Origin of the sequence: Dietzia sp. oral taxon 368, from assembly GCF_002999155.1 — a bacterium.
In the GTDB taxonomy this organism is placed as follows: Bacteria; Actinomycetota; Actinomycetes; order Mycobacteriales; family Mycobacteriaceae; genus Dietzia; species Dietzia cinnamea.
Genome location: NZ_CP027239.1, coordinates 126926 through 148643, shown reverse-complemented (window position 1 = coordinate 148643; position 21718 = coordinate 126926). Strand labels below are relative to the sequence as shown.

Genomic DNA, 21718 nt, shown 5'->3' with positions numbered 1-21718 from the left:
GCGGGGCCGCTTTCCGTTGCGCCGCTACGCGGACAGCCCGAGGTTGCGGAACGGGCTAGTGAGGGTCGCCACCAAACGATCGCCGAGACTATCGGCGCACTCCCTCCAGATCACCGCCACCATCGCATCCGACAAGGCCGCCTTCGGTTCGGTCTGCAGGTGAGCAGCCGCATCCCCCCGGGTGACCGCATTCAGGGCCCGCATCGACCTGGGGAACCGCGCTGACACCTCGGGCAGCGTCCAGCCCTCGGTGGCCGCGATTGCGTCCGACAGCACCGCTGCAGCGGCTGATCGGGCCGGCCGGGTGGCCTCGCACGCATCGTGGAACGCGTCCAGCTGGCCACCGTCCAGGCAACCGACGGCCGTGACCAACTCGGCCAACTTCGCTGCCTTCTGTCGGTCCAGGCCCGGCTCTCGAGGAGCATCGCTCATCAGTCATACGCCGATCAGGAGTTGGAGTCGTGGCCACCGGCGGCCTGCTGCAGCTCCTTCAACGATTCCTGGGCGGCCGAGAGCGCCTCCAACGTCCCGGCCGCCTGCGAGAGCTCCTGGAGGGCCTGGTGCTTCGCCTCGGAGTCGGCGAGCGACTCCATCAGCTCGCGAAGCGCGGGCAGGGCGGACTGCGCGACTTCGAGCTGGTCCGTGCTCACCTTGTCGCGCAGCAGCGCGGACAGTCCCTTGACCTCCTCCTTGGCCAGCGCTTCGTGCGCCTTGATCGCGGCGGAGAACGTCTTCACGTCACAGGCCCCCTGAATCTGCTCCTTCTCGTGCTCGTCGAGCTGCAGAACGATGTTGAACTTGGGCATGGGTCGAGTCCTCCCTGGTTGGTAGACCGCCACAAATGGGGACGGTCCGAGGTTTGGTGCACACACCATAAGGGCGGGTCATGCCGCCGCCCGCTGAGTAGCTTCCGGCCAGTTCAGGCGGGATTTGCCCGCCGCCCCGCTCGGTGACCGGGCGGCAGCATGGAGTCGGGCTACCATCGAACTCGTGACGATCCTGACCGAAACTGAGACCGAGTTCCCGCTGAGCGAGTCCGCCGCCAGCAAGCGGGCAGCCGTCCTGACGCTGTTGGGCAATCCCGCCCGACTGCGACTGGTCACCGCCATGTATTTGAGCCCGTACAGCACTGTCACCCAGCTCTCCGAGGACATCGGCCTGTCCCAGAATCGAGTGTCGTCGCTCCTGGGGTCACTGCGCCGGGCGCGCATCGTCGAGTACGAGATGATCGGCCGGTCGGTGCATTACCGCGTCTCGGACGAGTTCGCCCGCGCCGTTGTCGCCGCCACTTTGGCCGACGACTGAGCGACCGAGCCCCTCGTCAGAACGGTGGCGGGTCGTCGAGCTCGAAGTCTTTCGACGCCCAGGCTGACGCAGATTTCGGCGCCCCAGGGACCTCTGCCGGTTGACCGCGCTTAGCGGCCACACTGCGCACCGCATCAGCATTGCCCCTGGCATCGGCTCGTTGCTGCCGCTCGACATGCTGCGCCATCGACGCGTCTGACAGGGATGGCCTGCCCGGCAGAGCGCGCAGTTTCCCACCGGTGTCGCCTTCGGGGAGGCGGTGCGAGAACTGTCGGCGCAGGTCGGTGATCCATTCTTGATTCGCCAGCAGCCACTGGTCGGGGTCGTTGAACGCCTCAATCGACACGGGGTTCGAGCCCAGTGACAGTCCGGTGACGCCGCCTCCGACCAGCATCCACGGGTATCGGCCGGTAGCGGCCGGCGGCGGTGACGACCGGTATAGCTGCAGGTGGGCGTCGGGGATCCGGTTGCCCAACCGTGACAGTTCCGCCGCGTCGAGCAGGCCGTACCCCACGAACAGGCGGGTGAGCTGCTTCCAGATTTCGTCTTGGAGGCCGGTGGCGGTCTGGAGGATCGACCAGAATCCGATGCCGTACTTGCGCACTTCCCGGTGCATCCGCGCCAGCTGGTTCGATAGTGCGATCCGCGCTTCCGAGGAGTTGCGGGGGTCGATCGGCCCGCCCCAGCGGTGCGCCTCGTCGATGTCGACCTGCACGTTCAGCGGGGTGCCGCGGGAGAACTCCTGCTGTCCGACAAGCTCGAGGGTGGTCAACAGCTGGCGGATGATGCGGGCCTTGACGTCGTCGGAGTCCAGGAGGCGGATCGCGTCGCCGACGGCGTCGTCGTCTCCGTCCCCGGCGCTGCTGAGGTGCATCCTCGACAGGTCGGCGCTCAGATCGAGAATCAACCACGGTGCTGGTTCCCCGGGCTTGGGGGACATGACCTCCCGCATCAGGCCCCACGCGTCACGTCGGCGATCCTCTGGCCCAAGGTCGGTGTCCTTGGCGCCTGCGGCGATCTTCGCTGCGCCGGAGGGCGAGTAGGGCGACCACAGTGAGTGCAGCGCCGCAAAGGGGGCCAGCAGTCGCGCGAATGTCCGGTCGCCGTCCTCGTCGAGCGCCCCGGCGGGCAGCTTGTCCAGCAGGGTCGGGTCGATGGGTTCCCCATCGGGGCCGACGGGGATGCCCTCTGCGTTGGTGCGGCGAAGCCGAATGGTGCGTCGGACGCGCTCCTGCTGTTCACGGCCGGCGTAGATCGTGCCGGCGGGCAGGATGTCGTCGAGGTAGCTCAGCAGGTAGCGCATCAGCGCATCCGGGGCGGCCAGCGTCCAGTCCCCGGTCTGGCAGGCCGATTCGAGGGCTTTGGTGTCGCGCAGTGCCGATTCCAGCGCGGACCGGGCAGCGGCGACCTGTTCGTCGGCCCCGGACCCGAACGCCAGACTGCGGAACCATCCGGCTTCGGCGAGCAGTAGCAGGAACAGGGGCGCGTCCTTGCGCAGGCGCAGAGACTGGGAGAGCCTCGCGGCGTGCACGGTCCTGCCGCACGCCTCGGCTAAACCGATGAGGGAGAACGGCAATCCGAACCCATTTACGAACTGGCCCTGCGGGTCGAGAATAACGTGACCTTTTCCGGTCCACCGCAGGTCATTGGCCAGAACGTACGAATGTAAGTTCGACTTGCCGCTACCTGTCGCGCCCAGCGTGGCGCCGTGCACCGAGCCGGAAGGGCCCGAGAAATCCGGCAGCGTGAACGGCACCAGAACATCCGATCCGCGGAGCGGCCCGATGTAGGCCGGCGCCCGGTCGCTGGCCATGATTTCGTCCGCAGCCTCCTGCGTCAACACCTGCACCGTAGTCCCGGTGGCCGGGGAGGTCGACAGGGTGGTGCCATAGCGGGTCCAGTTGCCGCCACCGTCGTCGCGGAAGACCGCCTCGATCTTGACCGTCACCGACCGGGTGTCGTTGTCGTCGCCCGCGCACTCCAGGGACTGCCCCGAGGCCACGTGCGGAGCCAACGGGGAGGTCGGCGCAAGATGGGGGTTGACCGTCTGGATTCCGGTGACCGTGCCCAGCCCGAGCTCGCAGGATCCGTCGGTGTACTGGTTACGCAGCATCACCATCGTCCCGAGTAGAGGTTTGCCGTAGGCGTCTCGCTGCAGATTCAGCACCACCGAGGTGCAGTCCGACGGCGATCCGACGACGGCGATGCGATCAGCGCCGAATTGGCTCACAGGGGCTCCATTCGTTAAGCGTCGGCGCGACACTATCGGCGCGTACTGACAACTGTGGTGTCGTGCGGAGCTCGCGAGTTCGGAGGGCTATAACACGCCCGTGCGATACGATTTTGTCGATCGGAACAAATTGCGGTAAGGGAAGGGGCCTCTGATGAGCGCCAAGAAGAAGGTCTTCGCCGTCGGTGCGTTGACGCTCGGCGGCATCGCCGGAGCCACAGGGACTGCGTACGCCGCGCAGGGAGGCGTCGCCACCGAGGCGCCGAGCGGGACCACGACCATTGCGACGCAGTCGCCGAGCGCGAAATCCGACACAGCCAAGCCCACCTCCACCAAGAAGCAGAGCTCGTCGCCGAAGCAGACCTCTGCCCCGGCACCGACCATCAAGCAGGCCGAGAAGTCGCAGTCCCGCGCCTCCAGCGGCGGACAGGGCGGCGTCACCACCGAACTTCCTGCCGAGCGCAAGGCTGAGGCCAAGACGGACGCCAAGCCTGCGGCGACCACCGCTCCGACACAGCAGGCGAGCGCCCCCGCCCGGGCGCAGGCCGATACCTCCGCTCGCGCGGCAACCACCGCCACTCCCGCGGCCGTGACGCAGTCCGCCCCCACGGCCACGGTGCAGCCGGCATCGCGTGTCACACCTGCGCAGGCCGCCTCGCCGCAGGCCACCTCGCCGCAGGCCGTGGCGCCGCAGGCCGTGGCGCCCCAGACCGCTCAGCAGGAGACTGCGCCCTACGCCGATGTCTCCGCTGTCTCCGGCGCCGATACTGCAGGCGAGTCCAGGGGGCAGGGCGGTGTGGCTACCGAGCTACCTGCCCCCGACCCGGCACCAGCCGCCGACGCCACCGTGGAAGCAGCGGGCACCGAGGCCGGCAGCGACTACAGCGAGCGCGTTCAGGCGGCCAGTCAGACGCCGACCTCCGGGACCTTCACCCCGGCCGCACCCGCAGAGCCTGTCGGGCAGGTCTCGGCGTACTCCGCTCCGCGGGACAACGGCGCCGAGGTGGGCATCGCCGCTGGCGGCGTTGCCACCGGCACCGCCGTCGAGGTCAGCGACACGACCTCCTACGTCTCCAACACGACCACCGGCGGCGGCGAGCAGGCCACTGCCGCCCAGACCTGGGATGCCTCCAACGGCAACTACAACGCAACCTGGGCCACCACTGGCGGCGTGTCCGGCACCGGCGGGTTCTCGGCGACTAACGAGCAGACCGCGCCGAACGTGGGCACCGCTGGCGTGGACGGGCAGTGGTCCTCCCCTGACGGGGCGAGCACGGTGTCGGTCACAGGCGGGGCCACCCTGGCGAACTACGGCATCCACGACGCATCGGGGTCGATCGAGATCAGCACCCCGATTGGGGACATGGCTTTCACGTTCTGACCTCGCCACTTTGCGGCCCCCGAGTATGCCTCGGGGGCCGTCGCCATTTCAGCGGGCAGTGGCGGCATGAGCGGCCCTTAGGGTGAAGCCACCATCAGCGAGCGCCTCTTCCACCTGGGCAGGTAGCGAGGAGTAATCCGCGAGGAAAGGGGAACGACGACGCCGCCTATCGGCCCGTCTACCAACTATGGCTGACCATGACGATGACTGGGACGACGACTGGGACGACGACCAGGACGTCGAACCGTACGTAGCTGACACCGCCCCTCACGCGAGACCGTCCCCCGCCGAACCCGACCGCACAGCTGCAATGTCGGCCGCGTCTCCGGCGATCCTGTCCTACGACGCCGACGCCGATCACGACGACGACGACGGCATGCTCGCCCCTCCCCCGATCGAGGAGTTCGCGAACCAGCCGGCCGTGGCGAGATCCCGCAGCCGCCGCACCCGCGCCCGCGCGGTCACCCAAAGTGGCGGCACCGAGATCGACCCGGTGCCCAGCCCGGAGACTGAGCGTGAGCCAGAACCCAGCCGCAGGTCCGGCTGCCTCGGTGTCGCGATCGTGATTGTCCTGGTCGTGGCGATCCTGGCGGCCATGGTCTGGGCGTTGATCACCATGGGCCCGCTGTCCGGGCTGCTGGGCGACGGTGACGACGACGGGGAACCGTTGCGGATTCCCGAGCCACAGCAGACGACCGCGACGTCTTCGGCGACGTCGACCTCGCAGGCGCCCGCAGTTCAGAGCGCCCAGGCCGCCGCAGACGAAGAGTGCTCGGACAGTCCTCGAGGCACGGTGGCCGGCAATGGTCCAGGGTCGCGCGACAGTGGCACCGACGTGATCCTCGCGTTCGACCACGCTTACTACGTGGACCGCAACGGCACCGCGGCGCGAGGGTTCATGTCGGACGAGATCACCGGGACGACCGCCGAGTCGCTGCAGGAAGCGATCGACGAACTGCCGGAAGAGACCGCTCACTGCCTCAAGATGCGCCCACAGGAGGGCGAGGAGGACGTGTTCCTCGTCGACTTGATCGTGTTCCGCAGTGACGGCCAGGAGCTCGTCCGCACCGAAGACGAGCAGACGATCTACGTCGAAGAGACAGACGGCACGTACTCCATCGTCGGCATCATCAACGGGTAGCCCTGCTCAGCTCCGAAAATGCGACACGGCGCCGGGATGATCGCGCATCAGAGCAGACTGGGCCTGCCCGACTAGGCGGGAAAGAAGCCCCCGGACTTCGGTTTTCGCGAGGTGGTCGACGACGTACTGCTGGTACGGCTCGATCACCCGCGAACCAGTCAGCCCGGCGCAGGCCTGCCCCGCGCGGCGCCCTGCCAGTTCGACGACCTCACTGGAGCTGGCTGTAGCCGGCGCGGTCAGCTCGACCTTCACGGCCCTGCCAATCGTCGCTCCGGCAGGGACGGCGTAGGTGACCCAGGGATGGACCAGTTCCCGCCAGTCCGCCATCAAGTCCTCCAGCACGCGGGCCCACGCCGTAGCTCGACGGTGCCCTGACTTCGGAGGTTTCGCCGCCACCCGCAGCGCCTCCACTCCCCGGCGCGGCGCCAAGAACTGTCCGTCACCGATCACCGCCGCGGCGACCGTGCGGTCCCGCCGGCGCGGCAGCCAGAGCCGGGTTTGCTCGTCCAGGGCGTCGACCTGCGACCACGCCATGCAGAACGAGCTCGCCGTGTCCTGCTTGGGCAGCGCCGACATGGACCCCTGGGTGGCGTGGTCGACGTAGCCGTCGATGATCGCGGCGGCGTCGACCTCATCCAGCAGGTCACACAGGGCGGTGGCCGTTTGCGGGTCCGCCGACTGCAGGGCGGTGGCCACAGACAGAAGCGGGGTGACCAGGCCCCCGTCCATCCACGCGTCAATCCCGCAGTCGTACAGCTCGACCGCCGCTGACATCTCGCACAGGCCCATCACCGCCGACCGCACCTGGTCCATCGACGACGACACCGGAACGACCATGGTCTTGCGCCGCATCACCCGCGAGGTGCTGTCCGTGGCGACAGCGGCGATCCAGGCCAGGGTGTCGGTTTGCTCGCAGGCCACCGCCCCATCGACGCACACCATGGCGGCGTCTTCGGTGTCGAGCTCAGGAAGCGGCAGCACCATCTGCGACTCGCGCAGGTAGCCCGCCAGGTCCGCGTGGGCGTCAGCGCTGCTGGTGGCGCCGATCAGCGTCTCGGCTGCGGCGATGGTGGCGGCGATGTCCGCCACCGATGGATCGGTCATGCGGGCCAGGATAGAGCCGCCGTCGCGGGGCGTGTCACTGCCGCCGTCTGCGCGGCATCAGTGCAGCGTCGGGGCCATTTTTGCCGAAGATTGCGGCATGCCTCTCTGTTACCGTTGACGGCACATCGGAATCAATCTGCTCAACTTAAAAGGGGACCGTCATGGTTCATCCACCCAAATTCAGGCCGACTCGGATGCAAGTGGCCCTGCAATCCGTGGGTGCAGTTTCCGCTGCCGTCGTCCTGACCGCCGGACTGGCAGCTCCCGCGCAGGCCCAGGACGCTGGGATGCCCCAGTTGGAGGACCTGCAAGCCGTCCTCAACTCCGGCGCCGGGGCGGCGCTGCCGTCCATCCCCGGATCCCCGGACCTGCCGAACATCCCGGGACTCGGGCAGGCCGGCGGAGGCGAAATGGACATCGCCGGCGGCATCAGGGCCGCAGCTGACCCGTTCGTCCCCGAGGGTGGTTTCCGCGAGCAGCAGACGTCCGCCCCGGCAGGTGGGATCGAGTCATCGACCCGGCCGGACTGCGCACCGAACGTGTTCATCGGTGTGCCCGGAACGTTCGAGATCAACCGCGACGACGACCCGAATCAACCGGTCGGACTCCTCGGCAACTTCGTGGCCCCGTTGAAGCAGGCCCTCGGTGGCCAGCTGTCGGCGACGTTCATCAACTACGACGGCGACGCCGGCGTCAACGGCACCGCCTACCAGCGCTCGGTCGACAGTGGCCAGAAGAAAACGTTGGCGACAGTGGTCGATGTGGCCGAGCGGTGCGAAGGGTCGCAGATCTTTCTGGCCGGGTTCTCCCAGGGCGCCGAGATCGCCGGCAACGCCGCGATGGAGATCGGACAAAAGCGCACCGCGGTCGACCCCGGGCGTATCGGCGGCGTGGTGCTGTTCTCCGACCCTCGCCGTGAAGAGAACTCCAATCTGATCGTGGGTACGGCCCAGCAGCAGCCGATGCTCCCCGAGATCATCACCGGCGCTATCGACGAGGCGCTCAAGGATCCGAGCCTCGCGCAGCTGCGCAGTGCCGTCGACCCGATCAACGACCTGTCCCGCATTTTCAGCGGCCAGGATCTGCTGCCCAGCATCCCGTCGTCGGCGGCAGAGCTTCTGCAGCCGCAGGCAGGCAACGGTGGAGCCGGCACCAGCGGTGGCAGCGGCGGCGGGGCTAGCGGCGGTGCCGATGCCGGAGGGGGCGGGCTGCCCGACACCGGCTCAGGGCTGCCCGAAATCAACGGCGGAGCACGCACAGGGGGCGGCCTACCCCAGACCGGTGGCGGCCTGCCGCAGACCGGTGGCGGGCTACCCGAGATCGGCGGCGCCAACTACGAAGCCGACGGCACGCTCAACATCAACAACGGGCTCTACATGCTGCCCTACGGGGCATCCGGCCCCTCGACCGTCCACGGCGACTACAGCCGCCCCGCCGGCGGCGGACCCGCCATCGTCCTCGCCAACGACGAGTCCCCCGGGGAAGGGGCACCGGTCAGCGGCCAGCAGATCCTGGACAGCGTGGGCGCCGACCTGACGGACGAGCAGTCAGAAGAGTTCGCCGCAGCGTTCCGTGACGGCGACTGCGGCAACGCCAGCCTCATCTCCTGCCTGACCAGCTACGTCGACAACGGCAACTCCCTCGACACCGACGACGAGACGGCGGCCGAGGGCGCCGAGCCCGCCACCGCAGGCGACGGCGCCGAGACCGGCACCAACCCGCACGCCGAGAACCTGGTGACAGCCGACGGAGACCCCGCCGACCTCCAGACCCTCGCCGAGATGTGCCTGGGCCGCGGATCCGCAGAGGCCTGCGGCGGCTCGCATCCGCCGGCCGACATGGAAGAGGCCACCGGCGAGAACCGCCCGGCGAACGCGACCGCCCTGGTCACCATCGCCACCGACGCCACCGACGGGTGCGAGAGCAGCCCACGCGCAGACGATTGCACCCACGGCGTCACCCGCACCGAGATCAAGTCCGTCGCCGCCGTCCCCGCCCGGGACGACGTGCGCTCCTACTGGGAGACCCCGGCCAACGCCGCCGAGCTCAAGGTGATGCAGGCCTACGGCAGTGGCCTGGCCGCCCAGGTAGCAGCCGCGCAGCGTGCCTTCACCGGAGGCAACCTGTCGGTGCCGTCAGGGATCTCCTACCTGCTCAACCCGGCGACTGCAGAGACCAAGACTCTGGCCCTGGCCGACAACGAAGAAGCGGGCATGGTCGTTGTGCAGCAGGAAGGTTCCGACGACGCTGCCGGCGCCGACGAAGCGCGGACCCTGCTGACCCAGGGCTGGCAACTAGGCCGAACTGCCAGCGACGAACGGTCACGGCCCCGCGCCGTGGAATCGCTGTACGCCATCGGCGGGTGCGGCACGATGACGCTGCAGGACTGCATCAGCGCCCACGCCAATGGTTCAGGGGAGGCCGAATCCGCCGTCACCACCGCCTCCCTGGTGGCCGCCACCGCTCGAGCAGAAGCCGAGACCACGGACGGCGCCCCCAGCCGTGACCAACTCCCCGCCGCGTTCGCCGAAGAGTGCCTGACCAAGTCGTTCGAGGACTGCGCCAGCGGCGCCGCGTCACGAGGCGTGCCCTCGCTTCCCCCCGTCACCGATGTGGCGGCCGAGGTTCCCGCACCCGCGGGGCCCGCGACGACCGCCGCACAGACAACGGTGAGCGAAGGCCAGGCCACCACCACCGATCGCTACGCGGACCAGGGCACCACCGACTCGGGGCAGGACAGCGTCAGCACCACCACTGAGGACCAGGCCCCGGAAACCGCCGACGAACAGGGCCAACCCAGGCCCACGGCGGCAACCACAGCGGACAACGAGGCCAGTTCGACCACTCAGCGTGAAGCCGGTGCTGAGCCGACGACCTCGCAGCGCCGGGCAGCCGGCTCCGAACCGACAACGTCGCAGCGTCGCGCGGCCGGCGCGGCGCCGGAAGCCTCCACCAGTGCTCCCGCAGCGACCGCAACAGCCTCTGCCCCCTCAAGCACGAAGTCGCGTGAGGGCGAGCGGGTCGATGTCGAGGAAATCACGATGCAGGCGGTGTCCGGCGGTGGACTGTCCGGCCCCCGTGAGGCCGACTTCGGTGAGCTGACCGGCCGCGTCGCCTCACCGTGCGTGCCGGGCGACATCGTCTGTTCGCTCCCCGAGGACTCGCAGCTGGCCCGGTCCCTGGTGCAGCTGGGCCGCAATGTGGCGCTCAACGTCAACGACCTGGCCAACGCAGACGGGCCCACCCGTATGGGCGGCATGCTCGCGGTGCAGGCAGTAGACACGGTGCTGCAGGTGACAGGTCTTCCCGACCTCAAGCTGAGCCCGGAGACCATCATCGCGATCATCAACCTGGTTGCTGGAGTGGGGCTGATCCACGTCGGTGATGTGCCGGCCGGCACGGCGCTGATCGCCACGACGATCACGCAGCTGCCGACCGCGATTCCCGAGGTGATCGAGCAGCTGCAGGACATTCCCGCGATCATCGAGGGCCTGCCCAAGGCCGGTGAGCGCGCCGCGGAGAACCTCGGCCTGGTCACTGACCGGGTGGGTGAAGCCTTCGACACTGCAGGCCTGGGTAATCCGACGGACCTGTCGAACCTGCCGGCGATGCTGCCCGGCCTGGTCCAAGCTCTGGTCAAGGACAAGACCGGTCTGATCGAGCTGGCGACGAACCCGATGTACTACACCTCGGGCGAGAAGCACGATGCGTTCGACACCCTCAAGGTCGCCGGCGACACCAACGCCATCCAGTGGCACCAGCGGTGGCTGGCCACTCTCGGCGAGGAGCTCGCAGCTCGCACCTAAGCCGGTAGCGGAAACACGACAGCGGCGGGGCCTCAACTCGAGGCCCCGCCGCTGCTCTTTCGTACCGGAGGTCAGGCCCGAAGTGCAGCCGCCGTGATCGCTGCGCTGATCTCCGCGGTGACGTGCTGACGCAGGTCACCGTCGGTAACGGCGCGCAGGGCGCCGAGCATGTCGACCAGGGCGTGCGGATCGTCCTGGGCCGCTACCTCGCGCAAGTCGATGAGGTGGATGCCAGCGTCGACGGTGACAGACCCGTCGGGGTTGATCACGGCCAGTGCGGCGCCACTGCCGACCGGTGGAGCGGGTTCGGCAGTGCGGTGGGAGGTGCGGGCCTTGGACGCAGCGGTCTTGCCGGTCTTCGTGGCCGAAGCAGGAGCCGGTGCGGAATCGGTGTCGGGCTCTGGGGCCTGCTGTGCGGGCTCATCATCGGCGTCCGGGGCCCGGGTGTCATCTGGGGTGGGCTCGGCCGTCTCAGGGCCGTTCGCGGGGGCTACGGCGCTGTCCTCGGCGTCGGTGGTCTTGGCTCTTGACTTCGTCGTCCCCGCATCCTTCGTCGTCGGCGCCTCGGCAGCACCGTCGCTCAAGGCTGAATCTGCGGGCTCGTCCGGGTGGTCGGCAGGCTCGACGTCCGGAGCGGGGTCGCCCTGCGGGGCGGGATCCTGCTCGAGCGCGGCGGCCGGGCCAGCGGTGTCGACGACATCGTCGAAGGTCGGCTCATCGGCATCGGGCACGATCGACAACTGCGCCTCGTCGATGCCGCCGGCAGGCCCGTCCAGGGCCGACGCCACCGAGTTGTTGCGCTGCTGCCGCATCCGCGGCTTGGGCTGGCGGGCAAAAACGCTTTCGGCCATGGGGTCCTCCTAGACAGCTGGCGAGTGTGGACTCACCGTAGGAGCCGGGTCCGACACTGTGGCGTCCCGCGCGAGCAGCGCTTACAACGCCTGCAGCTCCCGCCACTGCGCACGGAGGGCCTCGTACTCGTCCATCAACGACTTCCAGTCCTGCCCGACCGCGTTGTCGATACGTTCCTGCACGGCTTGCAGCCGCGCCCAGCAACGGGCCTTGGCGGTGCGCCGCAGCAGTGCCGACATATCCGCAGGCGGAGGCGGGTCAGTCAGCCACACGGGAGTGATCAACGGGTGCGCCGCATCGTCCAGCACCTCCCGCAACGCGTCGTTCCACACCGGCGCCGCCTCGCTGCCGGCAGCCGGACGACCGGCCGGGAACATCGCTGCCGATGCCTCGACGAGTTCAGCCATCTGCGCCCCCAGCAGTCCGGCGAGTGAGCCATTGCCGTACCAACAGGCGTCGTCGATCTGATCGGGGTTAGCGATCAGGAACGCCGCCACCGCCAACTCGGCCTCGCTGGGACCGGCCACCGGTGCGGCGGGAGCAGCCGACACCGCGCGCCGTGACCCAACGGTGTGACCGCCACGCGAAGGCAGATCGGACACCTCGATGCCGATCCATTGGGCTGCCAGCCTGGTGTATTCACGCACCAGTACCGGGTCGGTGACCTCAGCCAGACGTTTGGCGACCGCATCGCGGGCCGCGGCCTTCTGCTCAGGCTCGCCAAGGTCGTGGCGGGCAATGTCGCTACGCAGCAACGTCCGCAGGAGGGGCTGCCTGCCCTCCACCAGCTGTACCAGCGCCTGGTTCCCGCTTTCGGCGCGAACGTCGCACGGATCCGCCTTGCCAGGTAGCGCGCTCAGATCCAGGCACGTGACCGAACTGGTGAACCGCTGCACCGCCAAGAAGGTGCGCCAGGCTGCGGCACGCCCGGCGTCGTCGTTGTCGAACCCGGTCACCACTTCCCCACCGTCGCCGATGCGGGCCGCGATCAGATCTGCGTGCGATTCGGTCACCGCGGTGCCGCACGGAGCACACGTGTTCTCCAGGCCCGCATCGACCATCGCCATCACGTCGGTGTAGCCCTCCACCAGGATCACCTGCTTGCGTTGCAGCATGTGTCGTCGCGCCAAGTGCAGCCCGAAAAGCACCTCGTGCTTGGTGTAGAGCGCCGTATCGCGGGTATTGAGGTATTTCGCCCTCGAGGAGCCGTCAAGGTCCCGGCCGGCGTAGCCGACAATGCGTCCCTGCGCATCGCGCAAGGGCCACACCAGACGGTCGTGGAACACGTCGTAGACCCGGCCCCGTTCACTGCGCGCGGACATTCCGGCATCAGCCAGGGCCTGCTGGTCAGCCTCCCCCAGCGCCTGGTGAAGCATGCCGCCACCTGGGTTGAAACCCAGCCCCCACAGGGAGGCGTGCTCGGCGCCGAAACCACGGTCGGTCAGGAACCGTCGTGCACCTGCGCCGCCCGGCGAGTCCAGCAGCCAAGAGTGCAGTAGCGGCTGGCAGCGAGCGAGAACGTCCCGCAACGCGGTCTTTGAGTCCGGGACGTCGGCCCGTTCTCCGGCTTCGGGCATCGCCAATCCGACCCTGCTCGCCAGCGTTTCGACCGCTTCTCGGAAGGTCAGGCCACCGACATCGGTGAGTAAGCCGATCGCGTCACCGTCGGCGCCGCAACCGAAGCAGTGGTAGCGGTGAGAGTCCGTCGACACCACGAACGACGGGGTGTTCTCGGCGTGCACCGGGCACAGACCTTTGAGCCGGGCTGCACCAGCCGGCTTGAGGTCGACGTAGTCGGAGGCGACCTCGGCCAGATCAATCCGCTCGCGAAGAGCGGCCAAGAACGCCTCTGGTAGACGTGCTGCGCGTGGCCGCCCCGTGAAGGTGTCAGTCACGGGAAAGGGGGGCTCCCAACTGGCAGGGGTGGGTTTGTGTGTACGGGCTGGAGCCTAGCGCCCGCCCTGGCCGCGAGCGTTGCCCCGAGAGCGCCGCTGCCTCTGCCGTTGCCGTTCTTCCTGCCACCACTGCTTGCGCACGGCCTGCCACTCGTCTTCGGCGACGCGCCACTTCTTGTAGCTGTCCTTCTTCGCCTTCTCCAGCACCGCCCAGTCGACAGGGCCCGCTTCCAGCGCAGCTTTCAGCGATCCGTGCTTGCGGCTGGCGACCTTTAGTTCGTTCGGTCCCCACGCCGGACAGCCGTGTGCGCGCAGGCCGTGCATGGAGGCCGGGTCGTCCTCGATCCACGCCAGCACCGGATTCTGCTCGGCCCAGCGGTCCTGCCAGTACCACCAGTGCCGCAGCTTCACTTCGATCGCCGGCCGCGGCCCATCCCGCACGAAGTGCCGGAACTGGATTGGCCCCATGGGCAGATTGTGGTGCTCGAACCAGCGCAGTGTTCGCCGCGCATGCTGCTCAGGGCGCGTTGTCGAATAGGCCAGGTCGATGTCGAGCTCGTTGTAGATGCGTTTGGCGGTTATCAGGCCTGCCTTGATCGGGGCGGCCTTCTCGAACTTGCGGTGGAACTCCTTCCACTGCTTCTGTCGGCTGGTCTCTGCTTCGATCAGGTACTGGAATGGCCGCATGTCGGCCAGGACGCCGTCTATGTCGAACACGACCACGGGTCCCGGATCGTGGAGGGGTTCCTTCCAGGGAGTGTCTGCGTTTGAGGCAGGCATGGTCGCCATGGCGCCTCCCCCTTCCCCTGGCTCCAAGAGTGCGTCACGCTGCCGTCACATTAGCGGCCCGATGACCTCGGCACGTGTGCGGCCTGCCGCACACGTAGCGTCCAGTCCCCGCTCTGGCCAGTGGCGAAGCAAGGGGGTTGCGCCAGTCGAGCGGCACCAGAACGAGAAACGCCCCTCCCGCCGGGGCGCGGGAGGGGCGAATGTCGCGGCAGCTAGAACACGTGGCTAACGCCGGCGATGGTCAGGGTGAGACCGTGGAACTGCGGCTCCAGCGCGTTCACCAGCTCAGCCGCCAAGACGGCGGGGTCGCCGACGACCGTGTCGCTGTCTACGTCCCACCACACCAGCAGGTCATCGGTCAACGGTCGACCGGGCAGGTCGTCGCAATCAGCGCAGGCAGCCTCGAAGTCGCTCAGCTCTGCCGGAGCGTCATGAAGACGGGCCCGGTGCTCGGCGACCGTGGCGAACAGGCCGTTCAGTGACGCCCAGTTGCCGACCTGCTGCACGCTCTCGAGCAGGCCCGCCAGGTTCGGGTACCAACCACGCTTGATCACCCCGCCCTGCACGTCCATCACCGCGTAGTCGATCGCCGCGGTGCGCGCCGCCAGGTGTGGGTCGCGGCGCACCAGCCCCCCGGTGGGCACGTGGGCGCGGATCGTGTTCCGCGGCACGAACTGGCGCAGGGCGGCGGCCTGCGACTCGAGCTCATCGGCGCGGGCGTCGAGTTCCTCGGTGATCTGGTTGGCGTCACCGTCGGTGACGGTCACCGGCACGAGCCGCACGAGGCGCGGGTTGGGGTCGGCGGCCGAACGCTGGAACTCTTCCTCGTAGACGGCCTGCATGGCGGTCAGGCTTCGGTCCCAGAAGAACCCACCGAACCCGCCCTGGTCATCGGCTGGGGGGAACGTCACGACGTACACGGTGATCCGGCGGTCGGTGTCCTGTGCTGGAGCTGCAGTCATAGCGGGGGTCCTCTCAGGGTGGGCGTGCGGGCAACACCGACGATTCGTCACCTCCCTGCAGGTGCAGCAGCACCCCGCTCAGGCCCCGCCCCTGAACGAACGTTCCCCGCAGCCGGGAAAGGCCTGACTGCGGGGAACGAGCTCTGGCGAGGAAGGCTCAGCAGGTCGAGCTCACCCGGTCACTTCCGCCAGGGCCTGCGTGAGGCGACGCCGCTGGTCCCGGCCCAGGCCACCCAGGCGACGGTTCTCGGCGATGTTGCACTGGGCCATGAGCGTTTCGGCCTTGACCGTTCCGATGCCCTTCACTGCCTGCAGCAACTGCACCACCTTCGTCTTGTTCACGATCTCCGGGGTGTCGGCGTAGGGGCCGAACTCGTCGTCCATCAGCGCGGGCAGGGTGACCTTGCCGGCAGCGATGTCCTCCTTGAGCTTCGCGCGCAGTTGACGCGCCTGGGCCGCCTTCTCGAGTGCCTGGGCGCGCTGCTCTGGAGTGAGAGTGGGAAGAGACATCGGGATCCTCCATCGAGTCTGGCGGTGCTGGTCACCGCAGTGGCGCCATTGTGGCAGCGGGTCATGCCGCCGTGATGTGTCCGACCGCAGCGGTCCGGCACACCGCTCTACCAGCGCAGCCGCCGGCAGCGAGCCGCACATCCTCGACGGCTGGCCCCGGCAAATGCTGCAGGTAGCCTCGGCCGCTATCGGGAGCAAAAAGCAGGAGAGGACAGCGCGATGTGTCGATGTCACGACGACGGCGGGCGCCGATGCCCCAGCCAACTAGATCCCGCCCGCAAAGCGATCGCCGTAGCGTCCCAACTCGTCGCACGCTGGGATAAGCGCCATCAGGCCGCGCTCGCAGCCGGTGACCAGGAGGCCGCCGACAAGGCGCTAAGCCGGTTCGTGGCGGCCATAGATTCCCTCGGCGAAAGGGAAGGCCGCATCGCCGACGCTCTCCGCGCCGCGATCCCACCCACGCGCGCGGACGAGTACACCGCGGAGCGACTCCGCGAGATGAGCACCGACCAGCTTGGAGTCGAGCTCGCCGGACTCAACGACGATCCCGTCGCGGCGGACAGGGTCGTGGCCGAGATGCTGCGCCGAGACGACGAGGACCAGCAGCTCCACGCCACCCTCAGCGTCGAGGCGATCGCCGACATGGACGACTTCGACCGCTACACCGCCTGGGTGCGCACCGAGAACCACCCGGAGCTGCGTGCACGCATCGAGGATCAGTGGCGCCGCGAGGGCGTCAACCCGGCAGCCATGACCGGCGCCGACCCCTTCGCCGCACAGGCAGACGACACCGCCGCCGACGACGCGCCTGAGCTATCGGCCACCGACCAACAACGGCTGGCGGAGGGCTGGCAGACCCTCTCGTGGCGCAAGTACGCGGCATTGGAGGAAAGCCTGATCACCAACCCGGCCCACCGCACCAGTCTCGACGAGATCAAAGCCCGCGGGACCGTCAGCAACCTCGAGGTCGAGCTCCGCCAGGAGTACAGCGAGTTCCTGGATGACCTGCACGTCCAAGCCGAGAACGCCTGCCGCGGAAAACTCCTCAACCGCAAGGGCGAAGCGCGGGGCGTGGACCCCAACGACATCCTGCGCGGCAACGTCATCCTTCTGCGCAATTACGCCTCCGAGGAACTCCGCTCCTTCCTCGCCGGACAGGGCGGCGCGATGTCCTACTCGCGGTGGCTGTCCGAGCACAAGCAGTCCGCGGACTCCCCCAGCAACCAGCTGCGATTCCAGGACCGAGATGTCGTCGCCTAAGCCCGAAGGGCGCACCTTCCAGTCGCGCCACTATCCGGCCACCCTGCGGGAGATCCTGGCGGCCCAGAACGAAGGAGCCCAAGCGGTCAACGACAACCTGCCGCCGGTGGTGTGCCCGTACCGCGGCACCAGCGAGCGAGAAATCTTTCTCGCCGAAATGTGGCACCGCGGGTACCGGCACCGACAGCAGATAATCCGCGCCGCCACCAGCGCCGACACCACCCGCCAAACCCCCTGAGCGTAAGGGTTACCCCAACGGGTTAAAGCCAACCCTTGAGCGGCAAAACCCCCTATACGCAGGGGAAATAGTGGGATAGCGTCCCTCGTATCGGAATCGGCACTGCCCCGGAACGGCAAGGAGAAGCACCATGCGAATCATCATGGCAACCACCGCCACCTGCTCGGTCTGCCCGCACGTGATGAAGCAGCTCGACAAGCGTGGCATCACCTACGAGGCCATCGACGTCACCGTAGACGAGGCGATGCGCGACCTGATGGTCAACCAGCTCGGCCGCCTGCAGGCACCCGCCTTCGTCCTCCTCGATGGCGACGACATCGCGACCGCCACTGTCCTGGACCACTGCGGCTCCTACGACAAGTCCCGCTTGCTGGACTGGCAGAGCCAGCTCGCTCAGACGGCGGCCTGAACAGAACCCACCCCTGCCGTGCGGAACACCGAGCGGCCCCGGACCATGTTGGTCCGGGGCCGCCGGCCGTTTCTGACCGTCAAGCAGCTGAGGTAGGCCGAACCCACCGAGGTCCCCCGCCGTTACCTTTTGCCCCCGTCACCTGCCGGTAACCCAGCTGGGCCAGTCGGTCACGGATCAGCTCGCGCGCGCCCGGCACGTCCCGGTCCAGGTCCCAGGGGCGGGGCAGCGGGCCGGCGGGCAGGAACATCACCTGCACCTGCCGGTGCCCGTGCATCGGCTCATAGGCCCACGCACGACCATCGGGGATGTCGGCCGCTGGGAGGCGGGCGCCGTGGCCGGAGTAGAGGATTACCCGCGATTCGTCCTCGCCCAGGGGGCCGAAACCGAGACGGAACGGCAGTTGGCTGAGCAACTGAATAGACATGACTTCGGAGTCCGGTTTCTGCGCGGTGCACACGATATTGACCTCGGGAGCTCGACCGAGTCGGCCGATGCGCTCCAGCCGCATCCGCGCCTCACCCTTACGCTCCTCGAGCGAATCGTCCGCGGCGCGGACCAAGAACTCTGCGATCTCATCGAAGACGACGATGAGCCGCTTGGGGGCGGGACCGAATTGGGCTTCCAACTCCGGATTATGGGCGTACTCCTCACGCAGCCACGACAGCTTGCGAACCCCGGTGCGATTGAGAAGCCTGGTAACCGTGTCGAGTCGCTCGCCTGCGAGCTCAAGGGCGTCACAGATGTCCTCATCGGAGTGGGCGTAGCGGATCACCGAAGGGAACTCGGTGGCCCAGGAAAACTCGGTCCCCTTGGGGTCGCACACGATCACCTCCACCTGTTCAGGCAAGTACATCGCGTAGAACAGCACGATCAACAGGGCCACCGACTTCCCGGAGCCGGTTTTGCCACCGAACAGGCCGTGGGGGGTCTCGTTGAGGTTCCAATCCAGCCACCCCCCACCCTCCTGGGGCCCGAACCGGAGGATGCCCTGGCGGGCGAGCTTGATCGCTTCGTCGAACTCCGGGGTCCCGTGATTGGGGAACCAGTATTCGGACGGCAGTTCGGGAGCCTGCTGAGCTGTTAAATCCTTGCGTAGGGCGGAGGTGTAGTTGCTGCCCGCTTCGGCGGCTGCTGCTCGGATCCGCTTCTTACGGCGGCTGTTCTTGACCATGAGGTGACTCCTCGTCGGCGATGGGCTGGCGTGTGGGCCCGCGCACCACGGCAAGTGCCAGCCGTGTCCAGACGGGGTGCGGATGTGATCCTCAGGGACCTTGGCCTCCGGCGCACGGTGGGCTGCGCGGGAGCCCAGAAAGTGCATCAGCGACGGGCGCACATCCGGCCGCCCGTGCTCCGCACGCTAACAGCGGCCCGTGCCGCCGGCCCCTCACCGCCTGACGGCGAAGCTGTGGGGCTCTCAGGCCGGCTCAACCAGTTCTCGGGCGATGGCCGGACAAGACTGCGTCCCCCAGGACGCTTCGCGCCTACCACTGGCCGGCGTGAGTCTGTCTGCTCAGCCGGTGAGGGGAAGCGTGAACAGGCCCCCGTCGGTGGCGGTGGGCGTGCCGGGAAGGTCGGGCTGGATGCGGGACCGCTCGATGTCGGTGAGCAGTTGCCCGGGGTCGAGTTCGTCCATGGCGCGGGTCAGCGCGACGTAGGCGAGCATCAGCTCGGCGTTGCGTGCCTCTTCGCTGACGTCGGGCCTGGGCTCGTCGATCTGCCAGTTCCCGTTGATGCGCACCCGCGAGAACTCCAGCCCCTTGGCCTTGTGTGCAGTACCTGAAATTAGCGCCGCACGTGATCTGGGGACCAGGTTCTCCATCGCATCGCGCACCACGTCCAGGCCGTGGTCGTCGACCAGCTCCACCAGCGTCTTGATCTCCGAAACGCCGGGACTGTTCTCCACGTACTCCACCAGGTCCAGCCAGCTCGAGAACGCCGCCAGCGACGGATCCCTCGGCGAGATACCGGCCTGCAGCTGTTCCGCGGAGTCGCAGAACCGCAGCGCCGCCGCCCGGTCCCCCTCGAGGGCAGTGGCCTTGCCGGCCTTCTGCGCAGCGATCACTTCGCCGATCGCGTCAGCGTTGGTGCGGCACAGCACGGCGTCGACCGGCCGATCCCCAGCGGTCAGCCGTGAATGCTTGCCGGGGTTGCCCCGTACCCGCATCGCCACTCCGAGCTGCTCGAGATACAGGTTCGCGGCCTCGGCGATGGTGTCGCCGAACCTCCAGGACTGGGTCAGAGCCCGCTCGACCGCATCAGGCACGTCGTGCAGGGCGTCTTTGGCGCCGGTGAAGCCGTAGATCGCTTGGGCGCTATCTCCGACCATGACCCGCTGCAGGTGGGTTTGCGACAGCACGATCTCGCGCAGGATCGGGTTCAGGTCCTGAGCCTCGTCGACCACGATGTAGTCGTCTTCCCTCCCGACCTTCGGTCCGGTATCGGCCCACAGCTTGAGGTAGTGGTCATGCTGGAACTGCACCTCGAATCGGTGCGGGTTCAGCGCCAACCGCCATGCCCTCCGCGCCAGGGGAAGCACCTGGTCGACCATGAGCTCCCGCGCCGGCCCCTCCACGCCCGTCTGCTCCGGCACGTGGTGCGGGCCGATCCCCTCGTCAGTGGTGCGGCAGAACTGCTCGAGGGTGCGCAGAGCAAGCCGAGCCATCACGTACTCCGAGAGGACGCGCGGCCCGCCGTAGTCCGCTGGCAGCCACAGTTTGGTGGCCGCCAGCGCGTCGATGGTGTCGCGCCAACGTGGGCGGGGCGCGTTGAGCTTTCCCAGCAGATCCGCGTGCGGCCCGTCCTTGAGGCTGCTGAACGCCAACGAGTGCGCTGTCGAGGCTCGCACCTGCTGCGGGAACTGGCCCTTGGCTTCACGGGCGACGGAGGCGTTGAACGCGATGTACAGCCCCCGTCGGCCGGGGTTACGGGCCGCCTCCAGTCGGGCCAGGCCGAGCACGGTAGAGGTCTTGCCCGACCCGGCACATGCTGAGACCGTCAACTGCTGCCCTTGCTGGAAGCTGTCCACGATGGCGGACTGCTCATCGGTGGGCGCGTGCCCTCCGAAAGCTGCGCGGGTCAGAGCCGGGTCCGCAGAGGGCGTGGGCGCGGTGGCCGAGACCGTGAGGTGTTCCCGCGGCCCGGGATCGTTGTCGACGACCGGGGCGGTAAGGGGATCGAGGTCGGTGAGATTTCGGGCCGCCATCATCGCTGACAGCAGCAGGCCACACGCCTTCGCATCGTCCAACGCGCGGTGCGAGTTGATCGCGGGCAAGTTGAACAGCTCAATCAGCGCCGCGAGCTTGTTGGACGGGGACTTGAAGTGGCGGCGTGCGGCAGCCAGAGTGCACACGCCCTGCCACTGGGGCGGGGCCTGCTCCAGCCGGTGGTATTCGCTGCTCAGGAACCTCGACTCGAAACTGAGGTTGTGGGCCACGAGGCCTTGGCCCGCCACGAACTCGCGGAACTCGGCGAGAACCGTCTCGATGGGCGGCGCCGCCCACACCTGGGCCGGGGTGATGCCGTGCACCTTCTGCGCAGCAGGGTTGAGGGGCACGTTCATGCCGGGGTTAGCCAACGACGAGTAGGTGTCGATCAAGGTCCCGTCGGGGCTGTACCGGGCGGCCGCTATTTCGATCACGCGGCATACGTCAGCGGTCCCCGTCGTCTCGACGTCTACAGCGACGAACGGGGCGCGGGTCAGTACCCCGCGCTTGCCCGGCTCAGGCCGGCGAACGGTGCGTGGCGTGATGATGGAGGGCGACTTCTCGCTCATGACTGCCTGCCTTGCTGTTCATCCTGCAGTTCGATCCCGATGGTCAGGAACGTACCTTCGC

Annotated in this window: 18 protein-coding genes; 7 read left to right on the top strand and 11 right to left on the bottom strand. The window is 68.1% G+C overall.

The annotated features are described in order from the left end of the window. Window positions 1-24: 24 nt before the first annotated feature. Both C3V38_RS16735 and C3V38_RS16730 read right to left on the bottom strand, forming a co-directional pair. On the bottom strand, window positions 25-432 hold the full coding sequence (locus tag C3V38_RS16735) for a hypothetical protein (protein ID WP_106386830.1): 408 nt from the start codon (window positions 430-432) through the stop codon (window positions 25-27). A gap of 14 nt (window positions 433-446) precedes the next feature. Continuing rightward, window positions 447-806 carry a hypothetical protein gene (locus C3V38_RS16730; protein ID WP_106386829.1) on the bottom strand — a complete coding sequence of 120 codons (360 nt, stop codon included), beginning with the start codon at window positions 804-806 and terminating at the stop codon, window positions 447-449. Window positions 807-990: 184 nt separating this feature from the next. Here C3V38_RS16730 and C3V38_RS16725 point away from each other — a divergent pair, with 184 nt between their 5' ends. After that, complete coding sequence (locus C3V38_RS16725; RefSeq protein WP_106386828.1) at window positions 991-1305, top strand: helix-turn-helix transcriptional regulator; 315 nt, start codon at window positions 991-993, stop codon at window positions 1303-1305. Between the two features lie 16 nt (window positions 1306-1321). Here C3V38_RS16725 and C3V38_RS16720 read toward each other — a convergent pair whose 3' ends face one another. Then, the gene (locus C3V38_RS16720; protein WP_106386827.1) at window positions 1322-3535 is read right to left on the bottom strand and encodes a hypothetical protein; all 2214 of its coding nucleotides are present in this window, start codon (window positions 3533-3535) and stop codon (window positions 1322-1324) included. A gap of 154 nt (window positions 3536-3689) precedes the next feature. Here C3V38_RS16720 and C3V38_RS16715 point away from each other — a divergent pair, with 154 nt between their 5' ends. Further along, window positions 3690-4916 carry a hypothetical protein gene (locus C3V38_RS16715; protein WP_106386826.1) on the top strand — a complete coding sequence of 409 codons (1227 nt, stop codon included), beginning with the start codon at window positions 3690-3692 and terminating at the stop codon, window positions 4914-4916. 187 nt (window positions 4917-5103) lie between these two features. After that, window positions 5104-6057: a hypothetical protein gene (locus tag C3V38_RS16710; protein ID WP_106386825.1), complete on the top strand. Its 954-nt coding sequence runs from the start codon at window positions 5104-5106 to the stop codon at window positions 6055-6057. A 6-nt stretch (window positions 6058-6063) separates the two neighbouring features. Here C3V38_RS16710 and C3V38_RS16705 read toward each other — a convergent pair whose 3' ends face one another. Next, window positions 6064-7146, bottom strand: a complete 1083-nt coding sequence (locus C3V38_RS16705) for a hypothetical protein (RefSeq protein ID WP_106386824.1) — start codon at window positions 7144-7146, stop codon at window positions 6064-6066. Between the two features lie 230 nt (window positions 7147-7376). Here C3V38_RS16705 and C3V38_RS16700 point away from each other — a divergent pair, with 230 nt between their 5' ends. Then, window positions 7377-10967: a cutinase family protein gene (locus C3V38_RS16700; RefSeq protein WP_165001193.1), complete on the top strand. Its 3591-nt coding sequence runs from the start codon at window positions 7377-7379 to the stop codon at window positions 10965-10967. Window positions 10968-11038: 71 nt separating this feature from the next. Here the strand turns inward: C3V38_RS16700 and C3V38_RS16695 are convergent, their stop codons facing one another. The 5 genes from C3V38_RS16695 to mihF form a co-directional block, all read right to left on the bottom strand. Then, a complete protein-coding gene (locus C3V38_RS16695; RefSeq protein ID WP_129591232.1) occupies window positions 11039-11818 on the bottom strand; it encodes a hypothetical protein in 780 nt (259 codons plus the stop codon). A gap of 81 nt (window positions 11819-11899) precedes the next feature. Then, window positions 11900-13714: a DNA primase gene (dnaG, locus tag C3V38_RS16690; RefSeq protein WP_106386821.1), complete on the bottom strand. Its 1815-nt coding sequence runs from the start codon at window positions 13712-13714 to the stop codon at window positions 11900-11902. 54 nt (window positions 13715-13768) lie between these two features. Further along, complete coding sequence (locus tag C3V38_RS16685; protein ID WP_106386820.1) at window positions 13769-14437, bottom strand: hypothetical protein; 669 nt, start codon at window positions 14435-14437, stop codon at window positions 13769-13771. Between the two features lie 278 nt (window positions 14438-14715). Next, a complete protein-coding gene (locus C3V38_RS16680) occupies window positions 14716-15465 on the bottom strand; it encodes a hypothetical protein (protein ID WP_106386819.1) in 750 nt (249 codons plus the stop codon). Between the two features lie 171 nt (window positions 15466-15636). After that, window positions 15637-15975, bottom strand: a complete 339-nt coding sequence (gene mihF, locus C3V38_RS16675) for an integration host factor, actinobacterial type (protein ID WP_106386818.1) — start codon at window positions 15973-15975, stop codon at window positions 15637-15639. A gap of 219 nt (window positions 15976-16194) precedes the next feature. On the opposite strand from mihF, the gene C3V38_RS16670 reads away from it, so the two are divergent. The 3 genes from C3V38_RS16670 to C3V38_RS16660 all read left to right on the top strand — a co-directional run bounded on the left by C3V38_RS16670 (window position 16195) and on the right by C3V38_RS16660 (window position 17882). After that, window positions 16195-17235: a hypothetical protein gene (locus tag C3V38_RS16670; protein WP_129591231.1), complete on the top strand. Its 1041-nt coding sequence runs from the start codon at window positions 16195-16197 to the stop codon at window positions 17233-17235. Then, a complete protein-coding gene (locus tag C3V38_RS16665) occupies window positions 17222-17473 on the top strand; it encodes a hypothetical protein (protein ID WP_106386816.1) in 252 nt (83 codons plus the stop codon). The genes C3V38_RS16670 and C3V38_RS16665 overlap by 14 nt, the downstream gene beginning before the upstream one ends. 130 nt (window positions 17474-17603) lie before the next feature. Beyond that, window positions 17604-17882 carry a glutaredoxin family protein gene (locus C3V38_RS16660; RefSeq protein WP_106386815.1) on the top strand — a complete coding sequence of 93 codons (279 nt, stop codon included), beginning with the start codon at window positions 17604-17606 and terminating at the stop codon, window positions 17880-17882. A 79-nt stretch (window positions 17883-17961) separates the two neighbouring features. Here the strand turns inward: C3V38_RS16660 and C3V38_RS16655 are convergent, their stop codons facing one another. Further along, window positions 17962-19056 carry an FtsK/SpoIIIE domain-containing protein gene (locus tag C3V38_RS16655; protein ID WP_165001192.1) on the bottom strand — a complete coding sequence of 365 codons (1095 nt, stop codon included), beginning with the start codon at window positions 19054-19056 and terminating at the stop codon, window positions 17962-17964. A gap of 339 nt (window positions 19057-19395) precedes the next feature. Then, window positions 19396-21657: an exonuclease domain-containing protein gene (locus C3V38_RS16650; protein WP_106386813.1), complete on the bottom strand. Its 2262-nt coding sequence runs from the start codon at window positions 21655-21657 to the stop codon at window positions 19396-19398. Between the last annotated feature and the right edge of the window lie 61 nt (window positions 21658-21718).

Excerpts from the sequence above, each read along its gene's own strand:
- C3V38_RS16670 (WP_129591231.1), top strand. The coding sequence starts at position 16,195 with ATGTGTCGATGTCACGACGACGGCGGGCGCCGATGCCCCAGCCAACTA.
- C3V38_RS16715 (WP_106386826.1), top strand. The coding sequence starts at position 3,690 with ATGAGCGCCAAGAAGAAGGTCTTCGCCGTCGGTGCGTTGACGCTCGGC.
- C3V38_RS16660 (WP_106386815.1), top strand. The coding sequence starts at position 17,604 with ATGCGAATCATCATGGCAACCACCGCCACCTGCTCGGTCTGCCCGCAC.
- C3V38_RS16730 (WP_106386829.1), bottom strand. The coding sequence starts at position 806 with ATGCCCAAGTTCAACATCGTTCTGCAGCTCGACGAGCACGAGAAGGAG.
- C3V38_RS16655 (WP_165001192.1), bottom strand. The coding sequence starts at position 19,056 with ATGGTCAAGAACAGCCGCCGTAAGAAGCGGATCCGAGCAGCAGCCGCC.
- C3V38_RS16695 (WP_129591232.1), bottom strand. The coding sequence starts at position 11,818 with ATGGCCGAAAGCGTTTTTGCCCGCCAGCCCAAGCCGCGGATGCGGCAG.
- C3V38_RS16665 (WP_106386816.1), top strand. The coding sequence starts at position 17,222 with ATGTCGTCGCCTAAGCCCGAAGGGCGCACCTTCCAGTCGCGCCACTAT.
- C3V38_RS16735 (WP_106386830.1), bottom strand. The coding sequence starts at position 432 with ATGAGCGATGCTCCTCGAGAGCCGGGCCTGGACCGACAGAAGGCAGCG.
- C3V38_RS16650 (WP_106386813.1), bottom strand. The coding sequence starts at position 21,657 with ATGAGCGAGAAGTCGCCCTCCATCATCACGCCACGCACCGTTCGCCGG.
- mihF (WP_106386818.1), bottom strand. The coding sequence starts at position 15,975 with ATGTCTCTTCCCACTCTCACTCCAGAGCAGCGCGCCCAGGCACTCGAG.
- C3V38_RS16680 (WP_106386819.1), bottom strand. The coding sequence starts at position 15,465 with ATGACTGCAGCTCCAGCACAGGACACCGACCGCCGGATCACCGTGTAC.
- C3V38_RS16710 (WP_106386825.1), top strand. The coding sequence starts at position 5,104 with ATGGCTGACCATGACGATGACTGGGACGACGACTGGGACGACGACCAG.